Genomic DNA, 23,055 nt, shown 5'->3' with positions numbered 1-23,055 from the left:
TCATTTTCAGTCAGAGACTCTTAACGAAACATAAGAAAATTAATTTACTAAATAAATACTGAAGTTAGATAAAATAAGTGAGTATTTTTACATACATATTCATTGTGTCCGTATGAACTAGCGATCGCTGATAAAATTATCTGATGTTACCAAATAGCAGAATAAACAATTGTTAAATATTTACCAGTAAATATGCTAGATATATAGTTAGAAATAAAATATTTAACTTTCTTTTTTACTAACCTTAAAAGGTAAAATCGAAGAACATGATTAGGAAATTTCCGCAAATTACTCCTGAAAAACTTGTTTTTCTATACGGATTAAAGACTGTTTTTAAGTAGCATTACTTATTGACAAACGTGTTATAACCTTAACTGATTGCAACATCATTTGACGAATTGTTAATGGTTAACAAATTTTTCGCCATTATCAATTACGAAATTATACTTTCCACAACAACTTAGTAACAATGTAAGAGTTTGATTCTGTGGACAACCCGACCGTGGGAAAATCAAAATACCGAGACTAGAAGTTAGAGAGGAAAACCCTATAATATGCATCTGAGCGAAATCACCCATCCTAATCAGTTGCACGGTTTATCTGTTCGCCAACTGCAACAGATTGCCCGTCAGATTCGAGATAAGCATCTCCAAACAGTAGCGGTTAATGGTGGACACTTGGGGCCAGGGTTGGGTGTTGTCGAATTAACACTAGGACTTTACCAGACACTGGACTTAGATCGAGATAAAGTGATTTGGGATGTAGGACACCAGGCTTATCCCCATAAACTGCTTACAGGACGTTACGATAGCTTCCACACCCTCAGACAAAAAGACGGAGTTGCGGGTTATCTCAAACGTGGTGAGAACAAGTTTGATCACTTTGGGGCTGGACACGCTTCTACAAGTATTTCAGCGGCATTGGGCATGGCTTTGGCGCGAGACTTGAAAGGCGAAAAATTTAAAGCTGTTGCTGTTATTGGCGATGGGGCGCTGACTGGGGGTATGGCTTTAGAGGCCATCAACCATGCTGGACACATGCCGAAAACTAACTTGTTGGTTGTTCTCAACGACAACGACATGTCTATATCTCGCAACGTTGGCGCAATTCCCCGCTATCTGAACAAAATGCGTCTCAGCCAACCGGTGCAATTTATTAAAGATAATCTTGAGGAACAATTTAAGCAAATTCCCTTCGTGGGTGAATCTTTGTCTCCTGAACTCGGACGCATCAAAGAAAGTATGAAACGCTTGGCTGTTCCCAAGGTAGGTGCAGTTTTTGAAGAACTCGGCTTTACCTATATTGGGCCAGTGGATGGTCATAATCTTGAAGAATTGATTGCCACCTTCCAACAGGCACATCAGATACAAGGCCCAGTTTTGGTACATGTAGCAACAATCAAGGGCAAAGGCTATGAAATTGCCGAACTAGATCAAGTTGGCTACCACGCCCAAAGCCCCTTCAACGTAGCAACTGGTAAAGCTATTCCTTCCAGTAAACCCAAACCCCCGGCTTATGCCAAAGTTTTTTCTCACACTCTGGTGAAACTTGCCGAACAAAACCCAAAAATCGTCGGCATTACTGCGGCGATGGCAACGGGGACAGGCTTAGATAAACTTCAGGCAAAATTGCCCAATCAATATGTTGATGTCGGCATTGCTGAACAACATGCAATCACCCTAGCAGCAGGACTTGCAACCGAAGGAATGCGCCCCGTTGCGGCTATTTATTCCACCTTCCTGCAACGTGCTTACGACCAGATAATTCATGATGTCTGCATCCAAAACCTGCCAGTGTTCTTCTGCTTGGATCGGGCAGGAATTGTCGGATCTGATGGCCCCACCCACCAAGGTATGTATGACATTGCCTATCTGCGTTGCATTCCCAACATAGCAATCATGGCACCCAAAGACGAAGCAGAACTGCAACGCATGGTAGTAACTGGTGTTAATCATACCAGTGGCCCCATCGCCATGCGCTATCCGCGTGGTAATGGCTACGGCGTCCCGTTGATGGAAGAAGGTTGGGAACCTTTGGAAATCGGCAAAGGTGAGATCCTGCGTACAGGCGATGACGTGTTAATTGTTGCTTATGGCACAATGGTGTATCCAGGAATGCAAGCTGCTGAAATTCTCAGCGAACACGGCATTGAAGCAACTGTAATTAATGCCCGTTTTGTGAAGCCTCTGGATACCGAGTTGATTTTGCCTTTAGCGAAGAAAATCGGCCGGGTTGTCACCTTAGAGGAAGGCTGTGTGATGGGTGGCTTTGGTAGTGCGATCGCAGAAGCTTTAATGGATGCAGAGATTCTAGTTCCTGTGAAGCGATTCGGTGTCCCAGATGTGTTAGTAGATCATGCTGAACCCAATGAATCTAAAACAGAACTAGGTCTAACAAGTCATCAAATAGCAGAGAGAGTCTTGGAAGCTTTCTTTAAGCAGCAAGTATCTGCTGTGGTTTAGTTAATCCTTTGTAGAATGAATCGCCCACACTTGTGACTCAGGTGTGGGCGATCGCATCAAATTTAGGAAAACTTTCTTACTTAACTACCTTCACCAATCGCAATAAAATTAAAAGCAGACTTTTCTTTCGTAACTGCCAGTTCTGGAGAACCTGCACCTGATTGTTGCTTAATTCCCAAATCCCAGATATTAACTTGAGCCTTGCTTGGGGTTATATCTTTAACAATGATTTGATTATCAGCACCCCAATCCTTCAAAGTAGCTACTATGCTGGGAGGTTCAATAAAAGGTTCTAGGAAAGTAATTATATAAGTTCCTGTATCCGTTGATTGAACTTCAAACCCTTGTCCACTTTGTTTTGTTCCGTCTTCAGAAACTGTTCCGTAAATGATTTTTTGGGTCATTTTTTCACCTATTTATAGTTAATAATTATTGCGAAAAATCAAACAGTTGGTTCCTGGTATTTGACTCCTCGTTTTTGATGACGGTCATTAGCAACGATAGGATAAACAATGTTGCGTAACCGATTGATCGCACCGACAGGACGATGGACTGCTAGACCATTCCCAGGAGAAAAACTGAGATTTTCTCCAAAGTCATCTTCTTTGGCAGAATTAACCTTCTGATGCTTAACTGTTAGGCGACCAACTGTAATGAAGGGTGATTCCTCTTCATTCCAAACAATGGTGCTATCATCAATGGACATTTCTGGGCTAGTTTGAAATTGGATTTGAAAGTCCCAACTATATTCAGCATCAGGCTTTGCTAAAGCTTGAATGATATCCTCTCGGTAGTAGTTGTCCTCTGAACCTGACGCTTTGGCACGCTGAAGCTCACTTTCTGGTCTAGATTCGAGAAGAAGTTGTTGATGAGGTGGTTGACTGGAAACTGGAGTAAATGCATATTTAATCACAACCGGATATTCCACGGGAATTCGACCTGGTTGGGATGGGTCAAAATCAGATTTGAGTCCCAAAGAATACGCTGAAGCACTCCAATAACGTTCTGTGAGCAAACTCTTGGGAAACCGTTTGAAACTGGTTTGTAAAAGAGTAGATTCGTAGGGATGCAACTTTAGCCATAAAAGCACCAACAGCTTAAAAAGCGGAAACAGCCCTGCTCGATAAACCGCTAAAAAAAAGCTGTAGAAGTCTTTGATGTTTCTAACAAAAAAGAGTTCGGTATTGTGGACAATAATATCTTGGGTTTTTAACTCGTGACTTTGCGGTAGTCGTTCTCCTTCTACGTCCATCACTTTTACGGACATGGAGCGCGTATCTCCTTCATAATCATTCTTTACTGAAAACGCACCACTTGCAAATCGTAGCCAAACCGGATATTGTTTCGGTTTGGCAAATAAACCTTGTTTTAGGGAAATAGCTCTAAATTGAGCTTCAGTTAATGAGGTGCATTTGCTTAAGTCCTGCTTAATTGCTGCTTCATCAAAATCAAAGATTTCTAAAGTTCCTTGAACAGCAGCATGGGTTTTAGCGTGAGTATCTCTCTTTGCAGTTTTTTTCTTCTTACCTCCGTAAAGATTTTCCATATTCTTTTTGACTAGCTCACTCATGAGAGCGCAATATTTGGCTTCGTCTTTTTCTGGATATTCGGTAAATAGCTTCATTTTTCTAAAGGTAGAACTAAATAATCAATTGAGGTTATTTGAAGCTGCGTAGGCGCAGCCCAACCTAGGCATCGCTATTCGTAGGGTACGTTAAAATTTGCTATAACTTACCCTACAAAATACGATATTAAAATCTCTTAAAGGTCAAAACTAACTTTGTACTTTCTATCTGATGAAGGAACGTTGCGATTAACTAAATCGGAGACAGTGTTGGTATTTTGAAGAATTTCCCAACCTACAGGAGAAAAAGTCTCTTTATTGAAGATATTGGGTGATAGTAAAGGATTAGTTAGCGCCTGAGAAAAGGCATCAATCCCAATTAAGCGTGCTACTAGTGGAGGGATAGTTGAATTTTTTCGCCCATCCTCGGCGTAAAGCCCTACAAAGAACTCAATATTATCAACATGACCATATAATTCTTTGAGTTTCTGTTGAGCAAATTCATCGCCAGTAACTTGTTCAAAGGTCGTGACTCTGGGGAAACCGCACATTTCCCGATAATCATTGTAGCTTGCTAATTGCAGCTTTCGTCCCAGTTTTATTGAGGGTAATTCAGTTAACTCAACCAATATATCAGGGGTGTTAAATAAACCAATTTTTGTACCTGCTTGAGAACAAGTTTCTTCCATCAATGCCCCTAAACCTTGGTCAATAAACATTTTATTGTTCCAAAGAGATGTAGCAATATGGGTAGGTTTACCGTTATAGGTAAATGTTTCTGGAATCGCACTATGCCAGCGATAAACAAAGTCAAACTCAATTGCCATATAATTGGGACGATGCCAGCTTTCCTTTGTAAAAGCTTCAGGATCAGCAAACAACTTAAAGTGATAAGGAGTTATGTGGTTAATGTACTCCTCCATAATGATTTTTAGAATAATCGCCATGAGAATATTTCTTGATGTTTGAAATAGGCGTTCATCATCCCAATCGGGATAATTGCTTGCTAATTCATCACAAAGACGATTATGTTCCCGAAGACATAGAGTATTGAGCATTACATAGCCAATTTGTACATTGGCTCGTTCTACTCCCATCGCAAACATATATTGTTTTTTATCTACGGGCTGTCTTTTTTCATCATTAAGTGGTTGATAAAGTCCGTCAAATTCAGGCTTAACTTTATCTTGTGCTGCATCAGCATAATAAAATAATGGATATTCTTCTTCTACACCATCTTGGCGTTTGAGTTTCTGAGTCTTTAATTTACCTCCTTCAAAGGTTCTTAAAAGATGTGTTTGTTTTCTGGTTAAACCATAAACATTACACAAATCAATTTCATGGTTGGAAGTATTTTTTAGTTTATTGTAGTGATCAAGGCGAAGAAAGCTATCTGTAAACCACTGTACCCAATAGGGAAACAGCATGGTTGATTTGGCAGAATAAATGGTTTTACCATCTCTTTTACGAAATAAAATAGCCAGGTCTTCAACTTTGGGTAGATTACCCGGAGCGTTTAACTTAGGATTGGGTGGTAGATGTCGTCCTGTATAAGTGCGATCGTTGAGTGATTCCCAGGAAGTATAAGTATCAGTTTTCTTAGGAATTTTAGTATCAGGAATATGCTCATCTAGAGTCATCATACTGTAGGGATTAGGACGAGTCGGAATTTTATAGATGAGACTATTAAGCAAAGTTTTATTAACTTTCCGTGCAATAGATTTGTTACTTTGCAGAAGTTTCCAAATCGGTTTAAAGTTTGTTAAAACTAATGTTTGAAGTTTGTTACCTAACCCATCTTTGGATGTATCTCTTTTTCCAGTCATAATTATTTTTACCTTCTTTTTGGCAATTTTGTATTCAATGCACCCGAATGTTCTCTACTTCAATTAACCAAATTTGCCCAGGCTATTTCAGTTTGGAAATAATCTTTTGTAGATTCTTGGGTCGATAGTCCTTGCGACTTTTCAAACGGTAGATCGCACTTTCATGAAGGTCTTCAATAACATCGCTGACATCACGAAACTTGATTCCTGCCAACTTAAAGAATCCAACATTGTTCTTAAAGTCACATTCATAATTGGGATTAATGCCTGTTGGAATCACACTTGTATCGAAGTCAAGCCCTAATCCTAGTACACCGATGGAATCAATCATCCACTGTAGGGCAGCATCTGATAATCCACTGTGTTCTTCGGTTCCACCGCCAACGCAACCATGTACACCTGGAAACCACTTTTGAATTACTCGCTGGTTTTCAGCCTCAGGATGCTTTTTCATGGGGGTGACATCAAAGATTTCGCGGATTTCATCGATCGCCACCGCGTGCAATGCATTCTGAATACATTTGTTTAAAGTAGTGTCATGGAATCTGTACCGCTTATTCAGTTGCTCGCTCAATTTGCTAAAGGCGGGTAGTCCAGGAATACCAAGGGCGCCAACGGTATCAAAGCAACCGAGCAAGGTGATCGGGACGCGATCGCCATAAGTTTGACGGTATTCCACAGCTTCCTTATCTTTGGGTTTAATACCTCGTTTACGGTAAAGCTCATAAGCATCATGTGCTTTGGTGATATGGGGGCGGTTTAGAAGACCGGAGCAATAAATCATACCTGCTAGGCTCCTAACTGTGTAAGCACCGCGACTGAAGCCGAACAGATAGATTTCGTCACCAGGAACATAATTGAGACTAAGAAATCGGTAGCCATCTTCTATATTTCTATCGATTCCTAGTCCGGTAGCTCCCCCTAAAACTTTTTGACCCTCGGTTCCAACGCCTTCGTCATAAAATACGATCTGTGCAACCCCGTCACTAGCGATTGATTTCACCGATTGAGCTAACTTAACTACATTGCTTGGATAAAGACTCGTTAACTGTTGCCAAGTTCCATCACAGCAAATAACAAGACGTTTCATACTTCTATTTCAAAGCCTTTCCTTTGAGGAATTAAATCAACTTTTTATTAAAATATAGGTTTGGTATAGAGCCAAACCAAAGGCATTTCATATATCAATACATGTCTAGTTTGATAAATAAATGCTTTAGCAAAAAATTGCTTGAAATTAACATCGACATCCTCTCACTTTCTTAATGAGAATGCAAGGACAGTTAAGACAGTTAAGCAGTAAAATGATTAAATTTTCAGTATAAGAATATTTTATTAAGGCGATCGCAGCGTCAATGAAGAGAAATTATACCGATCGCCAGAAAATAATTAGGAAATAAATCGCTACATTACTAGTAAGTAAACAGAAAAGCTTATCATTATGTAACAAAAATTTAAATAGAGCAACTGGAGTTAAATCTAACAAGTTGTATCGTGTAGTTTCCTCTTTCTCCTTTGGTTTGATCACCATCAATTACGGCATAGGCAAGTTTTAGCTCTTTGTGAAAAATTTTCCCTGCCAGTTAAGGTATTCAATGGGGTACACTTTTCGCGTCGGATACGCTACGCGAACGAGAAGCAAGCTACATTTAGGAGCAATATTAGAGTAAAAAAATACATAACAAATTTTTTTTATTAAATACTTAAGTAAAGCTATGATACTTCTGGCAAATCTGTTGCGCCAGTTAAGTATTTGATGCCCATCTACTAACTATTTTTTTCTATGACACCTTCCCCAAACCAGGTTTATCCCGTTATTTGGCACAACAACTCAGTGTCACTAATTGACCAAACTCGCTTACCCAACGAATATACATTTGTGGAAATTCACCGCAGTGAAGATATGGCGCGGGCGATTAAAACGATGATTGTACGGGGTGCGCCTGCAATTGGTGTGGCTGCTGCATATGGTATGTATCTTGGTGCAAGGGAAATTGAAACAAGCGATCGCCACGAATTTCTGCAAAACTTAGATAAAGTAGCCCAGTTGTTGCGTTCTACTCGTCCAACAGCGGTAAATTTATTTTGGGCAATTAGCCGGATGATGAAAGCCGCCTACGAAACTCTGGAAACAGTAGAAGACATCAAGCAAACCCTGTTCCAAACAGCCCAAGCTATTAACGCTGAAGATTTGCAAACCTGTCAAGCAATTGGTGACAATGGTTTGACAGTCTTGCCCACTACCCCAGAAAAGCTGACGCTGCTTACTCACTGCAATGCTGGGGCACTAGCTACTGCTGGTTATGGTACAGCCTTGGGTGTTGTGCGTTCTGCTTGGAGGGAAGGACGTTTGGAGCGTTTATTTGCCGATGAAACCCGTCCCCGCTTACAAGGCGCAAAACTCACCACTTGGGAATGTGTCCAAGAAGGTATTCCTGTGACATTAATTACTGATAATATGGCAGCCCATTGCATGAAACAAGGTTTGATTCATGCTGTAGTTGTGGGTGCTGATCGAATTGCCGCTAATGGTGACACTGCCAATAAAATTGGTACATATAGTGTAGCGATCGCAGCTAAAGCACATAATATACCCTTCTTTGTGGCTGCACCCCTTTCCACCGTTGATTTTGAATTAGCCGATGGTAGCAAAATTCCTATTGAAGAACGTGAACCAACCGAAATCTATCAAGTTGGTGATACCATTCTCACACCTGCGGGTGTAGATTTTTACAACCCAGCTTTTGATGTCACTCCGGCTGAGTTGATTACAGCAATCATTACAGAGAATGGAGTATTTTCTCCTGGAGAATTAGTGAAATCTCAGCCACAGCAAGTAGCCTAACATCAATCCCAATACTGCTGGAATTTTGAATTGTAAACTGGAATTTAGTTTGGGGAAAAGGTTACTGGGTTTGGGTTAAAAGTTTTTTCTTTCCCCTTTCCCATTCCCCTTTTCCCCCTAACCGACAAGTATTAATATCAATCCTGTATCAATTAGCTTTAACATTCAGCGCATATTCTTTAAACCTTTCCAAATCAGCTTGAATCGTCGATTCAACTATCCGTCCCAAAAATAAGTTATCCATAATTTTGCCAATAATGCCGGGGATGGCGTAGGAAATTGTCATTTTAACAATGCTACTATTGTGGCGATCGTAAAAACGAATTGCTCCTTGATTGGGCAAACCATCAATCGATTCCCATTGGATAATTTGATTGGGAATAACTTTAAGAATTCGGGATTGCCAATTAAATTCTAGACTGCCAGTTTTTAATTTCCAAAGAGATATATCTGGATTATCTGGCGGAATTTTCACCGAATCAATCCATTTCATCCACCGAGGCATTTGCTCTAAATCAGACCAGAGGCTCCATACTAAATCTATAGGAACTTCTACTTCTACCTGCACAGTATGCTCTAACCAATCTGACATGATCTCTTTTTCCTTCTGTACGAGACGCTTTGCGTAGCTTGATTTTTTGCAGGAGTACGGGCCGCGAACGCGAACGCGGTAACCTGTGGCAAGCCACTCCGTGTCTATATCAATTCTTCAAACTCTCCAAAATCACCTTGGCCGCACGCCGTCCAGAAATAGTGGCTCCTTCCATGCTGTCGATGTAGTCTTGCTGAGTATAACTCCCTGCAAGGAAGAAATTATCCACTGGTGTTTTTTGGTTGGGACGGTACGCATCCATCCCTGGCGCTTCTCGGTAGAGAGACTGGGCAAGTTTTACCACGCTGTACCAAGTCATATTTAGTTCCCGCGACGAGGGAAACAGTTCATGAACTTGCTTGAGGACATGCTGTGCGATCGCTTCATTACTTTGTGCAATAAACGGATCTCCCGGTGTCAGCACTAGTTGTAACAAAGACCCCTGTCCTGGGCGATAATAATCAGCAGGGCTAGTCAACGCCAAATCGGCAAAACAAGAAAAGTCAGCATCGGCTGTGTAAAGTAAATTATCAATTCCAGCCGCATGATTTAGCTGTTTACGTTCCTCTCCATTGTTCAGTTCTGTTACCCAACCATCGAAGCGTAACTGCACTGTAGCCACTGGCACTGCATCCAGTTTGTAAATATTGTCAAATTCAGACCACTTACGCCACTCGTGGGGTAGGATGCGTTGAATTCCTGGAACATCACAGGCAAAAACGTAAGCATCAGCGGTGATATTTTCTACGGCATCACCTTGGGCAACTACTATACTAGTGACGCGGGTTTGTTCGTCTGACTCTGTAAACTGAATTTCCCGAACTTGTCGGCGCGTGTAAATTTTGGTGCCTCTAGCTTCCAGATATTCCAGAATGGGCTTGTGTAAATATTCAGATGGAGAACCTTCTAGCATTCGCAAAACTGAAGCTTCAGTTCTAACTGCAAATAGCTGAAATATGGTTAACATACAACGGGCAGACATATTTTCGCAATCAATAAATCCCAATGCATAGGCAATCGGGTTCCACATACGCTTAATGCTGCCATTGCTCCCACCGTGACTGCGGAACCAGTCGGCAAAGCTAACTTTATCTAAATTGCGGATGGTTTTCATCGCCCCATTAAAGTCTACCAATCCGCGAACTATCGGACTAGTACCCAAAGCGATCGCATTTTGCAGTTTATCCTGCAACGATAGTTGAGAAGTTGTAAAAAATGCCTTTAAGCCATTGAAAGGCGCACCTGTGAGGAAGCGAAAATCCAAAGCACCGGTGCGCCCCCCTTTATTAATAAAAGTGTGGGTATGTTCTTTGAGGCGTAAGTTTTCTAACACCCCCACTTTTTTCATCAAGTCAAAAAGTTGGTAGTAGCACCCGAAAAATACATGCAACCCCATTTCTAGATGGTTGCCATCTCCATCAACCCAACTGCCAACTTTACCACCCACAAACGGACGAGACTCAAAAATCTCTACTTCACAACCAGCATCAGCTAGATCTACTGCGGTTGCTAGTCCAGCCAGTCCCGCACCTACGATTGCAACGCGCATTCCGTCGTTCCTTTTCAGTTTCTTTACAGATTGTAACTGGGTTGGTGTCGGAATTTGCTACTTAATATCAACTTCACCAGCATATTAAGGGATGGCAATGTCGATACTAAAACCTTTTTGTTTGCTTCTTTTAGTCCCGAATAAATGACCAGACGCGTTTTTCTCGCGTCTGCATCAGCTAGACAAACTCTAGTCCATAGCGGCAGACTCAAAAAAGTATCATAGCTATTTTTTGGTGGCAAAGCAGTTATCTGGATGAGTAGTTAAAGCATCTTTTTACTTATTTGCTGTCGTCGGAGACAGGCAAACTTCTAATCAGTTCACGAATCACGTCGGTTGCGGGTCTACCTGTTTGTTGGCAATATTTTTCCAGTTTTTCCGCTTCTTGTGTTGCCAGATTGACTGTTATACGTTTAACGGCCCATTTTTTATTTGTCATTATCATGCTATCTGCTGTATATTTTAGATTGTCGAAAGAGTCTAAGTAAAGAGGGAACCGATAAGATTATCAGAGTTTGTCTCAGGAAACAAGTCATATCATTAATATTAAAAATGTTCGTTTTGTCAAAGAATTCATCATTTTCTAAACAAATCAAAAAACTACACTTTATTGGTTACGATTGTGACAGCAGAAAAAGCACATTGTTGCTTGTGAAGATAATAACCCTACTAACAGCATGAGTAAAGCCTGAGAATAAAATTTGATAGATGAATTGAGACACCTAATGTTGACTCAATTAAGATTTCCAAAGTTATTCTCCATTGAAAGCATTTGACCTTATTTCTTAAGCAAGTTCGCCAAACCCACTTAGAGAGAACATCTGCTACAACACCATAAAATAAAGCTTTCAGAATCATTATTATGCTGAAATGCTACCTTACAGGCAGGTTAGAGTGGTATTTGTAGATCGTGAATAATCCCCTATGAAGTAGGCAAATGAGCGATCGCTCCATAACAAACACCCATCTGCACCCATTACTGCACCCAATAAGTTAAGAGCTATTTGAACGGTTATGATTTTTGGCTTACCTCGATCAAGCTCATTGCTTTTACGTGCCAATATAGTAACCAGAAAAAAGAGGATAAGACTCAGTTTACTGGGTGTCAATAGCCCAGAATATTGGTAAAATTTTACATCATTATCTGTAATTTCACACAGATGAATTAGCCCGTAAATAGATATGATGTTACTTGACTGTTGCCGATAATAATATTTTAGTTTTGTTTCATGCTTTTACACTAAACTTCCCGTAAAGATACGATGAAATTTTAACTATTTTTTATCTTCCCTCTAGCGATATAGTTTGACTTCAACCCAGAGATTTTTTCCATTGTTTGTATTCATCTATCTAGAGGTTAAAAAAATCATTTTTAGCCAATTATCTAGCTAAAAATTGGACAATAAACCTTCTTCTTAGATTTAAACCAAGAGATAAATTATCGGCAAAAAAGTATTGATTTACAAGCATTTTGTATTTGGTAAGTATACCTATAAAAATAATTGTATATTTCAATCTTTTTTGCTGGTGTGTTTATTATAGCCATTATTTACGCACTTTAAATAATCTTCATTTAGAGACTAAATAATCTCATTTTTATCCTTTATAAAAAAATTACAAAGAAAAAGATATACATTTGAACCTTTGCTTAATGATATTGATATATAACAAGATGCTAAACTCCAAAACTTCTAAAAAAAAAGATTCCGATATCTAAGAGTGTCAGCGAGGTTTGATTAAACCAAACTTTGCAGATATTTTTTCAGGACTCCGTAGTTATTTATACTGAAAACATTCCAGTAAAATAACTGGAAAACGATGAAAATATAGGTACTTCATGAAATTTAGGTAAAGTTAACTTCTAACCATTGGTCGCCTAAAACACCGTTTCAATAATCAAAAACCTAACTCCTTCACCTTCCTCGTTATCTGGCTCCGATAGGTATAGCGGTTCTCGTTCACGTGAGGTACACCCGTAGGGGCAATTCATGAGTTGCCCCTACACCTTGCGATATAATTTTTACCGCATCTGAGTGGGAACCGCTATAAGTGTATATGGATAAATTCCCTGTAGAGACGGCGATTTATCGCATCTCTCTAACCGTCAAATTCATTTTGACGGACTACTAATACCAATTTGACAAAAGAATGCAACACAAAGATAATACGCTTCCCCAACCCTACCCTTACTTTGGGAGGATGCGCGTCGTGCGGATGGGGTTATTCGTCTAAACATTTTTTAATTTGGTATAACTCTGGTTAAAAGACCACTTCCAAGAGATAAAGTATCTACAAATGCGATAATCCTGAGTACTTTTACTTCACTCAACACCACTAGGTAAAAAAAGAGGGGTAAATTTTAAAAGGTAAAGCCTTTCCCTTTTCCCCTCCCAAGTGCAGTTTCAACATGTAAATCAAATACACATTGACTTAATCTCTCATACCCATAATTTGAGATTAAGGATTGCAGGAATTGGTGCAACTATTCAAAGTTTAAGTTGGGGCATCAGTTGGAGAGTGCCAATACCTAAATCTTTTGGTGAAAGCGATCGCGCTTCAAACAAAGCCATCATATCTCGTAACTGAGGATTGCCACGGGAAGCTCCCGTTAATCCTTTGGCAATGATTAAGCCACAGTAGCCCTTAGTATTTTTACACCGTTGATTCCATTTCTTTCGAGCTTCTACATGAATCGGATCTTCGTCTAAAAATTCACCGAATAGGAACAATTCGCCATTTTGAGTTTGTAATAAACCCAGGTCGTAGCGATCGCCATCGAAGGGATCGGCACCTGGATTAAAGCAAATAGCTCTCAATCCACCTGCTGTTTCAATTCTTTCAATTACAGTCTTCGCCTTGGGTCGAGAAGTTTGAATTAAAATCACCGGCAAACCATCACCCACGTGTTTGATTTCACCAGCCGGATGGTAGCTGACTCCCTTACGCAGGTGTTCCAACATTTCCCAAGACACCACACCTAAGCTAAGGAAGGAATCTTCTGGTATCAAGTCATCTTGCAATGATTGGAAATTAGGGTTGTCAATCTCTTGATCATCGACACCAAAACCTGCCATTTCCTCTAATTCTGCTGCTAACTGCGGCATGGTAGAGACTGTCACAGGCACAGATTTAGTTGATTCTTCCGACTGTGGCAGAGCAATCCGATAGCGACGGCTGAGGGTAGGGAAGATGTCTTCATGAAGCGGGCGACGGTGATCGCGAATAAAGCGGATCAGGCTTTCGATCGCAACCAATATTACCAATGCTTCTTCGTCATATAAAACAGAACGCAGTCCTTCTAAGGGGTGGATGTTACCGAAGGTGGGGTCAATTTCTGATAATGGCAGATCGGCCAAATCATCTTCTTCATCCTCATCTTCATCAGCTTCATCAGCAGTCTCAAAAGTGAGAAACAGGCAATCTTGCTTAAGGAACGCTTCTTCTAGATGCTCCGTTGATTCTTCATCTCTTAAAACTGCGGCACGAAACTGTTTTAAAGACTCTTCTGAGCGATAAAACAAAATCCCATACTCCATTCCCAGCATTCCCATGATTGAGGCGTAGAGTGTGCCAACATCCCACTTATTAATCTCAATGGATAAAATTTGCTGTTCTTCCAAAAATTCCCAAGGTGCGGCTTGCCAAATTGCAAATGCCTTCTCTCGCAAGATTTGTGCATACTGTGGGGGTAAGTCGGGGGTTTGACTATCGAGGATGTCGGCAAATCCACGAAATAGTTCGTCAATTAAAGGCAGTTCTGGTGCGTAATCAATGGCAATATCTAAATCTTGTAGCACTCCCCGCAGGTAAAATTGGATCTCGCGGTCTTTGACTACAATTCTTTGGGGTCTGGCAGGTCTTGCCGGACTCTGAGGATGCTCCATTGCTTGCATTAAGGTGCGAACAATTGCTTCTGGGCCAATATCTGAAGCTACCACGTCCATTCCTCGAACAACACCTTGGGAGTAATCTACCCAAAGAATGCATTCTCCCTTTGCCTCTGAGTCTGAGAACTGGTTTGGTGATGACAACGGACGGCGATCGCCCTCCCATACAGAAGGAATTTGAGTTAATTTTTTCAACCGACGACTGGTAGAGCGATTAAAACTTGTCATAGAGATCAAAAGAAGCAATTTGGAAGTAAACTTTGGGGGATAGCTAGCCTCAGATTAAATTTTTATGGCTGCACCTGAAGGTGGTTGCTTTTCAGGTTGCCATAAGGCTTGAACTTAAAAAATACCAACTATTTTAGGAGGCAGGAGGCAGGAGGCAGGAGGCAGGAGGCAGGAGACAGGAGGAACCCATATTTAAAAGCGTGAGACTTAGGCTGTGGAGGACGAGGCCAAATAATCAATCCACTTGGAATGCATCCTAGACCCTCTCTAGGAGACACTGCGCGTAGCTTACTTCCCTGTAGAAGAAGGCGAGACGCCAATGGAGAAGACCAGATCGGCTACGAATGTATCTCCTGCTATATGTCTCAATACAATTCATCTTTTTAAACTGAATCTTATACCGAGAACTAAAATTTTCATTCATAATTATTTCCTCCTGCCTCCTGCCTTCTGCCTCCTGCCTTCTCCTATAAACACACTGAGTCTCTCAATTCTAGAATAAAAATTTTTGGCTGCTTTTAACGGAGTATTTACAATTTGGCATCTAGCGGCATCTAAGCCGCTAGAATGAATACAAAAACACCAAGGGCAACCTACAGGCATTAACAAGCTGATATAGGGTAAAGCTTAAACTAAATTAAGGAGTTGAAAAAGCAGATGACACAAGCAATTCAGGCTCAACAACGCGGAATTCTCTTGAGCGAAGCCGCATTGAAGCAGGTAAAATCCCTCCGGGACAAGCAAGGCACAGACTTCTGCTTACGGGTAGGAGTCCGTCAGGGTGGCTGTTCTGGGATGTCTTACATGATGGACTTTGAAGACACTAGCAAGATCACCCCTCAGGATGAAGTTTTTGACTATGATGGCTTCAAAATTGTCAGCGATCGCAAGAGCCTGTTATATCTCTACGGTTTAATGCTCGATTATAGCGATGCCATGATTGGCGGTGGCTTCCAATTTACTAACCCCAATGCCAGCCAAACTTGTGGTTGCGGTAAGTCATTTGGGGTGTAATATTGTCATTTGTCATTTGTCCTTTGTCTTTTGTCCTTTACAAATGACCAATGACTAATGACTAATGACTAATGACCAATGACTAATGACAAATGACTAATACAGTTGAATCCCTGTTTGATACAGGTTTAGAACGCTATAAAGCTGGAGAATCAGTAGAATCTTTAATCCCTGTGTTTAAAGAAGTATGCGATCGCGCTCCTAAAACTAGTGCTGCTTGGATTTGTTTAGCGTGGTTGTATCTACTCGATAGCAAACCCAACTTGGCATACAAAGCCGCACAGAAGGCTGTCAAGTTAAACCCACAAGATCCACAAGCTAGAATCAATCTCGCCTTAGCAATGCTGGAAACGGGTCAAAAAGGTTTGCGAGAACACATTGACATAGCACAGCAGTTGATATTTGTCAATGAAGAATGGAGTGATGAAATAAAAAATAGTATTGAAGACGGTTTAAGTAGAAAACCAGATTGGCAGAGTTTGACAAAAGTCAAAAATTGGCTGTTTGAAGAATGATGATTGGGGACTGGGGACTAGGGACTAGGGATTAGGGGAAATTTATTGAAGTAAGTCTCTAAGTTGTCTCTTCCCATTCCCCAATCCCCAATCCCCAATCCCCAATCCCCATTCCCCATTCCCCATTCCCCATTCCCCATTCCCCAATTCAATCATGAAAGATAAATTGTTAAATTGGCTAAACATGGTTTTAGTCGCAGATGTTTTTTTGGTTTTGTTTGGCTTTGGCTGGTTAGCGATCGCTGCGATCGGTGATGCTGTGGGAATAAACCTGGGTTTGGATTTGTGGCATCAACTGTGGCAACCTGTGTTTAACCCAGCAATTGGTATCCTCATGGGCGGTGCTATTCTCAGCGGTATTATCAGTTGGGTTTCCAGGAAATTTCTCTCTAGTCAATAGTCAAGAGACTGGGGACTAGGGACTGGGGATTGGGGAATAGGGAACAGGGAACAGGGAACAGGGAAAAGTTTTTAAATGCCCAATCCCCAATCCCCAATCCCCACTCCCCACTCCCTTTTAATTAAGAATTTGTGTTAATGCTGATTGCAAATTAGGATATTTGTACTCAAAACCTGTTTCTAACGTGCGTTTTGGGATGACTTGCTGACCTTCTAAAACTACTATAGCCCCGTCTCCTAAAAGGGCTTCGATCGCAAAAGCAGGAACAGGCAACCAAGAAGGGCGATTCATGACTTGTCCCAAAGTTTGGCTTAAATCTGCCATCCGAACTGGTTTAGGGGCGGTTGCATTATATACGCCTTCTATTTCCGGTTTAGTTAAAGCTTCCAGAATCAGGCTAACTAAATCGTCTACGTGAATCCATGAGAACCACTGCCGACCACTACCAATAGGCCCACCAGCGAAGAGTTTGAAAGGCGGAATCATTTTACCTAAAGCACCACCATTGCCCAGAACAATCCCAAAACGTAGAATTACCAGCCGGACACCAGCATCTGTTACCTTTCTCGCTTCAGCTTCCCAGGCTTGGCAGACTTGGGCAAGAAAATCGTTACCAGATAGATTTGTTTCATCGAAGATTGCCGTTTCACTGGTGCCGTAGTAGCCAATGGCTGAAGCATTAATTAACACAGTTGGTTTGGGGTTAGCGTTGGCTATTGCTTCAACTACTTTTTGTGTACCAAACTTCCGGCTATTGAGGATTTCTTGTTTTCGTTCTGGTGTCCAGCGTCCTTCACCAATAGGTTCTCCTGCCAAATTAACTACGCCATCACAACTCGCAATGACACTTTGCCAAGAACCAGATGCATTTGGTGTATAGGCAACAATTTCTAGATTGGGGAAAGCCTCAGATGGAAAAACCTTTTGAGCAAAGGTGGTGTTCCGAGTTAATACTACTATTTTGTGACCTTTTCCGTGGAGTCGTTGTACCAAACGGCTACCAACAAATCCTGTTGCTCCAGTAATTGCGACTTTCATTTTCTACCTCAGCCAAACCTTTATTGTAAAGTTTTTGATCAAACTTTCAGCTTACCAAAGAAGGCAGAGGGCAAGAGGTAGGAGTTAGGAGGCAGGACGAAGAAAATATATTTTGTCCTTTTCGCTAATGGAGCGTTGGTTACCAGCGCTCTGACTTTTCGCTCTGTCACAGGATTATGAGCCGCCTAAGACTATTTATAAAATTGGGTAAACTGTATATCTTGGTAATGCCTAACCTCAAAACTCAAAAACTTTGCTTTTATAATGACTTTCCGTTTAGATACTTCGGTATTATAGGATGGACGGAGTGTTGCAAGGCGTGGGGCTATTATGGCTCGCTATACCTGTTCATTTATTGTTTCTGTTCCTAGTGACCATCTGTTGCCGTTACTTGTAGAACTTCTACAGGACTGTCAGTTGGATATTCAATACAATACGGCCGATTACATTATCGCTCGTGAGGTTCCTGGCAATGTTCCTTTTCCTAAATTGGTAACAGTAGAAGTACTGATTGATAAATCAAAATCTACTGAAGCAGAAACCCGGATGAGTATTGTGCTTAAAAATGAAGAACTACCACTCCAACTAGATAATTACTGCCGACAAATGTTTGAATTCATCAAGCAGGCTATTGAAAATAGCCGCCATTGGCATTTGATTGAAAGTCTTGCAGGATAGCTTTGGTGGTTGAATTGACACTCCCACAGCTTGAAGCTGTGGGAATGTCAGACTTTGATTGGTAGTTATAATTCAGTCTTCTATATCCTCTAAATCCTCGGCCATACCGGGGTTTATTAGTGTAATATCGTACTCGCTCGAATCCGTTTGTCCCAAACGCTGAGTGTTTCTTAAAAGGTAATAAATGGCACGTACTTGAGGGCCAAAAACGATCTCGTCTTCATTTCTGAGATCGTGAGATGGTATCTTGCGTCCATTAATCATTAAACCGTTAGAACTAGACTTACCTTTAGCATCGCCATCTACAATCCGGTAATAGTAGCTATGACTATTATGCTCTCGTGGCAATCTCACTAATGTGGCATGGCGTCGGGAGACAAACTGCGACATCAAACGGATATTACATTCGCGATCTCTACCAATAGAGTAGACGGGTTGCTCCAGAGAAAATTCTTTGCGACCTTGATCGTCTTCAATAATCAGTAGATGGTTTTCATTGGTTTCTGCTGCCATTGACAAATTTGTGAAACTGTAATTTAAGATTTTTTAGTATCGTATCCTGTCATTTTCGCGCACCATAAGTCTGTGGTGCCGGTCTAAATAAGCTTTAAAATTGCATGATACCTTGAAAGAGTAGAACATATCCGTTCTACTCCAGTAGCTATGATAGCTTTGGTAAGTGTCTTAAGAAGCTTTTTGGGCTGCGTAAAAACTGAATACGACTCAGTTTAACTTTATATGGGAATAACCAAGATTTGTGCTTGGAAATTTACCTGTAAAAGACTATTCTACGAGTGATGAGCTAATCGCCTTAATAATATTGAGTTTGTGACGACGCTAACAGAGCTAAAAGCCATTAGTGCCGCTGCACCAGATGGGTTAAGGACAAAACCCAGACTAGGGAACAAAACACCTGCTGCTAAAGGAATGCCAACAGTATTATATGCAAAAGCCCAGAATAAATTTTGGCGGATTTTGTTGAAGGTGGCGCGACTAAGCCGAATAGATTCGACGACATCATTTAAGCGATCGCGCATTAGGATAATTTCAGCAGTTTCCATCGCCACATCTGTCCCTGAGTGTAAAGCAATTCCTACATCTGCTTGGGATAAAGCTGGAGCATCGTTGATTCCATCTCCTACCATTGCGACTACTGAGTGCTGAGTGCTGAGTGAGGAGTTAGGAGTTTTCTTTGTCCGCTTGTCTCCTTTTCCCCCTTGTCCTCTTGTCCCTTCTAACTGGAGAGATTGTATTGCCGCCGCTTTTTTGGCTGGGGGGACACCTGCTATTACATCAGCGCTATCTAATCCTAGTTGTTTGGCTATAGCGCTAGCTGCTTCTTTGCGATCGCCACTGAGCAACATTACCCGTAAGCCCATCTGACGTAATTTGTCTACGGTAGAACGGGCATCTGGTCTGAGGGTATCAGAAACAGCAATTAATCCGGCTAAAGTTCCCCCAACTGCTACGCAAACGACTGTTTTACCATCTGTTGCTAAATCCTGTGCTACCTGTTGTGCAGTTTCACTACTTGAAATACCGTGCCAACTCAACCAGTCCCAGTTACCCAAGAGTACAACTTTGCCCTCCACCACAGCAGACACCCCTAATCCTGCTTCCGTGTGAAAATCCACAGCCTCTGGAATAGATAACTGTTGCCGCTGTGCTTCTTGCTGAATCGCTTTTGCTAGAGGGTGGTGAGTACCGCTTTCTACGGCTGCTGCTAGTTGGATTAGGGATTGGGAATTTTCAGTTCCCAATCCCTCAATTAACAGACAATCTGTGACGATGGGATTACCTGTGGTCAAAGTGCCGGTTTTATCAAATACTACGGTGTCTAACTGGTGTACTCTTTCTAAAACGTCGCCACCTTTAATTAATAAACCCCGTTCTGCGCCCATAGCAGTCCCGACAAGAATGGCTGTTGGGGTGGCAAGTCCCAAAGCACAGGGACAGGCGACTACCATAACTGCGATCGCTAGTTTTAAACTAATTAATAAAGGGGATTGGGGAGTGGGGAGTTGGGAATGGTGAGCTTCATGTGTAGCGTGGCTCATCATTTCCATGCCACCAGACATGGTGATATCAGTCCAGATGTGAGTGCCGAAAAAGTACCAAAAGACAAATGTCAATATAGATGCTGTCAGTACACCGTAGGTAAAGTAACCAGCTACCGTATCTGCTAATTTTTGTACTGGTGCTTTCCGAGTTTGGGCGGCTTCTACTAGGGTGACAATTTGAGCTAGAGTTGTATCACTTCCAATACGGGTTGCCTGAATAGCGATCGCTCCTGACTGGTTTAGTGTGCCCCCTGTCACCGTATCTCCTGGTTGCTTAATTACTGGTACGGCTTCCCCAGTTAACATTGATTCATCGACCGTTGTTTGACCAACCATCAATTCACCATCAACGGGGATTTTATCACCCGGCAGCACTTGTAACCATTCACCAACACGCACTTGTTCAGCGGGAATTTCCACACTAGAAGATCCCACTCCTCCTTTCTCTGGGTTGGCAATCAATCGCGCTACTTGTGGTTGGAGTGCTAGCAATTTCCTAAATGCCGCAGCGGCACGACCTCTAGCTTGTTGTTCTAATGTCCTTCCCAAAAGAATAAAGCCCAGCATCATTACTGGTTCATCAAAGAAGCACTCCCAACCCAATTGGGGAAAGAGCAGCGCTACTAAACTAGCAATGTAGGCTGTCAGCGTTCCTAATCCCACCAGGGTGTTCATGTTGGGTGCATTTCGCCGCCAGCCCAGCCAACCATCTACTAAAATCGGGCGACCGGGAATTAATAGTGCCACTGTCGCCAATCCACAGTGAAACCAGATGTTATTCAGCACTGGCAGCACTGAGCTACCAAGATTACCAAAATGCCCACTTCCCGACAATATTAGCAATACCGCAGCGATCGCCAACTGCCTAAAAGAAGATCGCATTTCTCGGCGTTGTCGTTCTGCTGGGTCTGGTAAGGTAGATATTTCGCCTGCGATTGTGCCGCTAGCTTTTCGGGGTTGAGTTGGGAATCCCACCCCTGTTAATCGCTCTGCCAGTGCATCTGCATCTACTGCACCAACTTCTGACTCTACAACAGCTACCTCTGTGGCCAGGTTCACACAAGCACTCTTGACTCCTGGATGTTGAGTTAGCTGTCGCTCTACTGCATTCACACACCCGGCACACTTCATACCCCCAACATCGAGAATAATTTTCTCTAAGATTGGGTCAAGTTCTGGGGCTAGCTTAGTTTTCGGGACAAGTTGCATGGCAAGTGTTTAGATTCGCTACAGAAATTCAACGCCTGACTAAAAGCGTCTCTAATTTGAGCGTAGGCTAAATATGGAACTACGACTGTATGTCAACCCTATTAAATTTCTTAATTTATCCTACTCTGCTGAGGGTCACTGACGGCTCCATCGTAGGTAAGTTACATAAACAATAGCTCCAACCTGCATTGGCATGAGTACAATTAGGCTTTTCCAAAAATTGTGAATTTCCAAATTAGACATAGCGCTGAAATAGCCCAAGCCCAACAACAAGAAGAATATCCACATTAGCTGTTTACGTTTGATAGTTGGCATAGAAGTAGGATTGAGAATTTTTTAGAAAAAATTTCTAGTAATACTTAGAAATACTGTACAAAAGACACAATAAATTTTAAATTTTCTGCCACTGCTTGAACCAAATTTCTTGGGAAATAGCCATAAAAGAGCAAGTCACGCCACAAGTTTGACATGAAATTCCAGTTAAATTCCGTATTGGGCAAACTAAGAATCTTACTTTATAACCTTGGTGATAAAAATAAGTACCAAGTAGGGGTGTACAGGAAAATCCTAGTAAACCCCAGCGAACTAATTTACCTTGGGATGAAAAAAGATAAAGAGATAATTCAAACACCAATGAACATTAAATTAAAACGGCAAACAAAACTTCAGAGGCAGGTAATCAAAACCAGCCTTTCTTTTCGACAATGTAAGCATTGAGGAATTGTTCATCAGTCTTGGTTAAGTAGATGATACCCTCAACCAAACCGATAATCCCCATTATTGCCCCACCCAAACCAAATGTAAGTAGGGTAACAAGCAGCATGATCAGACCTTCAGTCTTGTAACCAAGAATAAACTTGTGAACACCTAAAGCTCCTAACAAGATAGCGCAGATGCCAGCTGCAACTTTTTTGCTGTTAGCATCACTGGGGTTGATATTAGACACTATGAGTCATACTCCTCAACTATAAATGACAGCCTCAATTTTAATGTAATTATTCTTACTTGGCATCTCCATATCTCTCGCAGTAATAAATTGTCAAATTTTACCCAATTTAGAAGATATATGGAAATCTAGTTGTATTCGGAGAGTTTACTCACTTGAGCAGGGAACTCTTAACAAGAAATAAAGGATATAGCAATCCTAAATGAGTTGTGAAAATGCGCGATGTCCAGATCCCCGACTTC

At 41.5% G+C, this 23,055-nt stretch carries 19 protein-coding genes; 6 read left to right on the top strand and 13 right to left on the bottom strand.

From position 1 onward, the window contains the following. The first annotated feature begins 554 nt into the window (after window positions 1–554). On the top strand, window positions 555–2,462 hold the full coding sequence (dxs, locus tag ABF638_RS12600; protein ID WP_435023038.1) for a 1-deoxy-D-xylulose-5-phosphate synthase: 1,908 nt from the start codon (window positions 555–557) through the stop codon (window positions 2,460–2,462). Between the two features lie 80 nt (window positions 2,463–2,542). Here dxs and ABF638_RS12595 read toward each other — a convergent pair whose 3' ends face one another. From ABF638_RS12595 to ABF638_RS12580, 4 genes are all read right to left on the bottom strand, one after another. Continuing rightward, entirely contained in the window at window positions 2,543–2,866 is a 324-nt protein-coding gene (locus ABF638_RS12595) for a hypothetical protein (protein WP_435023037.1), read from the bottom strand. A gap of 38 nt (window positions 2,867–2,904) precedes the next feature. Continuing rightward, window positions 2,905–4,086, bottom strand: a complete 1,182-nt coding sequence (locus ABF638_RS12590; RefSeq protein ID WP_435023036.1) for a catalase — start codon at window positions 4,084–4,086, stop codon at window positions 2,905–2,907. A 137-nt stretch (window positions 4,087–4,223) separates the two neighbouring features. Then, window positions 4,224–5,852: a peroxidase family protein gene (locus tag ABF638_RS12585; protein WP_435023035.1), complete on the bottom strand. Its 1,629-nt coding sequence runs from the start codon at window positions 5,850–5,852 to the stop codon at window positions 4,224–4,226. A gap of 82 nt (window positions 5,853–5,934) precedes the next feature. Continuing rightward, complete coding sequence (locus ABF638_RS12580) at window positions 5,935–6,942, bottom strand: DUF2235 domain-containing protein (protein WP_435023034.1); 1,008 nt, start codon at window positions 6,940–6,942, stop codon at window positions 5,935–5,937. A 693-nt stretch (window positions 6,943–7,635) separates the two neighbouring features. On the opposite strand from ABF638_RS12580, the gene mtnA reads away from it, so the two are divergent. After that, window positions 7,636–8,697: an S-methyl-5-thioribose-1-phosphate isomerase gene (gene mtnA / locus ABF638_RS12575; RefSeq protein WP_435023033.1), complete on the top strand. Its 1,062-nt coding sequence runs from the start codon at window positions 7,636–7,638 to the stop codon at window positions 8,695–8,697. 148 nt (window positions 8,698–8,845) lie between these two features. Here mtnA and ABF638_RS12570 read toward each other — a convergent pair whose 3' ends face one another. The 4 genes from ABF638_RS12570 to ABF638_RS12555 form a co-directional block, all read right to left on the bottom strand. Next, a complete protein-coding gene (locus ABF638_RS12570; protein WP_181928263.1) occupies window positions 8,846–9,289 on the bottom strand; it encodes an SRPBCC family protein in 444 nt (147 codons plus the stop codon). Window positions 9,290–9,398: 109 nt separating this feature from the next. After that, window positions 9,399–10,838 (bottom strand): 9,9'-di-cis-zeta-carotene desaturase, encoded by a 1,440-nt coding sequence (zds, locus tag ABF638_RS12565; protein WP_435023032.1) that lies wholly within the window; start codon window positions 10,836–10,838, stop codon window positions 9,399–9,401. Window positions 10,839–11,118: 280 nt separating this feature from the next. Then, window positions 11,119–11,283, bottom strand: coding sequence for a CopG family transcriptional regulator (locus ABF638_RS12560; protein WP_181928261.1), 165 nt, complete (start codon window positions 11,281–11,283; stop codon window positions 11,119–11,121). A 2,041-nt stretch (window positions 11,284–13,324) separates the two neighbouring features. Continuing rightward, on the bottom strand, window positions 13,325–14,953 hold the full coding sequence (locus ABF638_RS12555) for a DUF6930 domain-containing protein (RefSeq protein ID WP_435023031.1): 1,629 nt from the start codon (window positions 14,951–14,953) through the stop codon (window positions 13,325–13,327). A gap of 657 nt (window positions 14,954–15,610) precedes the next feature. On the opposite strand from ABF638_RS12555, the gene ABF638_RS12550 reads away from it, so the two are divergent. The 3 genes from ABF638_RS12550 (at window position 15,611) to ABF638_RS12540 (ending at window position 16,882) form a co-directional block, all read left to right on the top strand. After that, complete coding sequence (locus ABF638_RS12550; protein ID WP_069072802.1) at window positions 15,611–15,967, top strand: iron-sulfur cluster assembly accessory protein; 357 nt, start codon at window positions 15,611–15,613, stop codon at window positions 15,965–15,967. A gap of 92 nt (window positions 15,968–16,059) precedes the next feature. Then, complete coding sequence (locus ABF638_RS12545) at window positions 16,060–16,482, top strand: tetratricopeptide repeat protein (RefSeq protein WP_435023030.1); 423 nt, start codon at window positions 16,060–16,062, stop codon at window positions 16,480–16,482. A 154-nt stretch (window positions 16,483–16,636) separates the two neighbouring features. Then, entirely contained in the window at window positions 16,637–16,882 is a 246-nt protein-coding gene (locus tag ABF638_RS12540; protein ID WP_181928257.1) for a hypothetical protein, read from the top strand. A gap of 117 nt (window positions 16,883–16,999) precedes the next feature. Here the strand turns inward: ABF638_RS12540 and thyD are convergent, their stop codons facing one another. Next, window positions 17,000–17,920, bottom strand: coding sequence for a thylakoid membrane protein ThyD (thyD, locus tag ABF638_RS12535; RefSeq protein ID WP_435023029.1), 921 nt, complete (start codon window positions 17,918–17,920; stop codon window positions 17,000–17,002). A gap of 330 nt (window positions 17,921–18,250) precedes the next feature. Here thyD and ABF638_RS12530 point away from each other — a divergent pair, with 330 nt between their 5' ends. Beyond that, a complete protein-coding gene (locus ABF638_RS12530; protein WP_181928255.1) occupies window positions 18,251–18,598 on the top strand; it encodes a hypothetical protein in 348 nt (115 codons plus the stop codon). A gap of 72 nt (window positions 18,599–18,670) precedes the next feature. Here ABF638_RS12530 and ABF638_RS12525 read toward each other — a convergent pair whose 3' ends face one another. The 4 genes from ABF638_RS12525 to ABF638_RS12510 form a co-directional block, all read right to left on the bottom strand. Continuing rightward, the gene (locus ABF638_RS12525) at window positions 18,671–19,111 is read right to left on the bottom strand and encodes an FHA domain-containing protein (protein ID WP_435023028.1); all 441 of its coding nucleotides are present in this window, start codon (window positions 19,109–19,111) and stop codon (window positions 18,671–18,673) included. A 275-nt stretch (window positions 19,112–19,386) separates the two neighbouring features. After that, entirely contained in the window at window positions 19,387–21,867 is a 2,481-nt protein-coding gene (locus ABF638_RS12520) for a heavy metal translocating P-type ATPase (protein ID WP_435023027.1), read from the bottom strand. Between the two features lie 391 nt (window positions 21,868–22,258). Beyond that, entirely contained in the window at window positions 22,259–22,498 is a 240-nt protein-coding gene (locus ABF638_RS12515; RefSeq protein WP_435023026.1) for a DUF2752 domain-containing protein, read from the bottom strand. Between the two features lie 48 nt (window positions 22,499–22,546). Beyond that, a complete protein-coding gene (locus tag ABF638_RS12510) occupies window positions 22,547–22,813 on the bottom strand; it encodes a TM2 domain-containing protein (protein WP_435023025.1) in 267 nt (88 codons plus the stop codon). Window positions 22,814–23,055: the final 242 nt, after the last annotated feature.

Source organism: Nostoc sp. CALU 1950, assembly GCF_051172895.1.
In the GTDB taxonomy this organism is placed as follows: Bacteria; Cyanobacteriota; Cyanobacteriia; order Cyanobacteriales; family Nostocaceae; genus Nostoc; species Nostoc edaphicum_A.
This window is presented reverse-complemented; position numbering and strand designations above follow the sequence as displayed.

Coding starts and splice junctions, on each gene's coding strand:
- thyD (WP_435023029.1), bottom strand. CDS start 17,920: ATGAAAGTCGCAATTACTGGAGCAACAGGATTTGTTGGTAGCCGTTTG.
- ABF638_RS12585 (WP_435023035.1), bottom strand. CDS start 5,852: ATGACTGGAAAAAGAGATACATCCAAAGATGGGTTAGGTAACAAACTT.
- ABF638_RS12545 (WP_435023030.1), top strand. CDS start 16,060: ATGACTAATACAGTTGAATCCCTGTTTGATACAGGTTTAGAACGCTAT.
- ABF638_RS12550 (WP_069072802.1), top strand. CDS start 15,611: ATGACACAAGCAATTCAGGCTCAACAACGCGGAATTCTCTTGAGCGAA.
- ABF638_RS12520 (WP_435023027.1), bottom strand. CDS start 21,867: ATGCAACTTGTCCCGAAAACTAAGCTAGCCCCAGAACTTGACCCAATC.
- zds (WP_435023032.1), bottom strand. CDS start 10,838: ATGCGCGTTGCAATCGTAGGTGCGGGACTGGCTGGACTAGCAACCGCA.
- ABF638_RS12590 (WP_435023036.1), bottom strand. CDS start 4,086: ATGAAGCTATTTACCGAATATCCAGAAAAAGACGAAGCCAAATATTGC.
- ABF638_RS12580 (WP_435023034.1), bottom strand. CDS start 6,942: ATGAAACGTCTTGTTATTTGCTGTGATGGAACTTGGCAACAGTTAACG.
- mtnA (WP_435023033.1), top strand. CDS start 7,636: ATGACACCTTCCCCAAACCAGGTTTATCCCGTTATTTGGCACAACAAC.
- ABF638_RS12540 (WP_181928257.1), top strand. CDS start 16,637: ATGAAAGATAAATTGTTAAATTGGCTAAACATGGTTTTAGTCGCAGAT.
- ABF638_RS12570 (WP_181928263.1), bottom strand. CDS start 9,289: ATGTCAGATTGGTTAGAGCATACTGTGCAGGTAGAAGTAGAAGTTCCT.
- ABF638_RS12530 (WP_181928255.1), top strand. CDS start 18,251: ATGGCTCGCTATACCTGTTCATTTATTGTTTCTGTTCCTAGTGACCAT.
- dxs (WP_435023038.1), top strand. CDS start 555: ATGCATCTGAGCGAAATCACCCATCCTAATCAGTTGCACGGTTTATCT.
- ABF638_RS12595 (WP_435023037.1), bottom strand. CDS start 2,866: ATGACCCAAAAAATCATTTACGGAACAGTTTCTGAAGACGGAACAAAA.
- ABF638_RS12560 (WP_181928261.1), bottom strand. CDS start 11,283: ATGATAATGACAAATAAAAAATGGGCCGTTAAACGTATAACAGTCAAT.
- ABF638_RS12525 (WP_435023028.1), bottom strand. CDS start 19,111: ATGGCAGCAGAAACCAATGAAAACCATCTACTGATTATTGAAGACGAT.
- ABF638_RS12555 (WP_435023031.1), bottom strand. CDS start 14,953: ATGACAAGTTTTAATCGCTCTACCAGTCGTCGGTTGAAAAAATTAACT.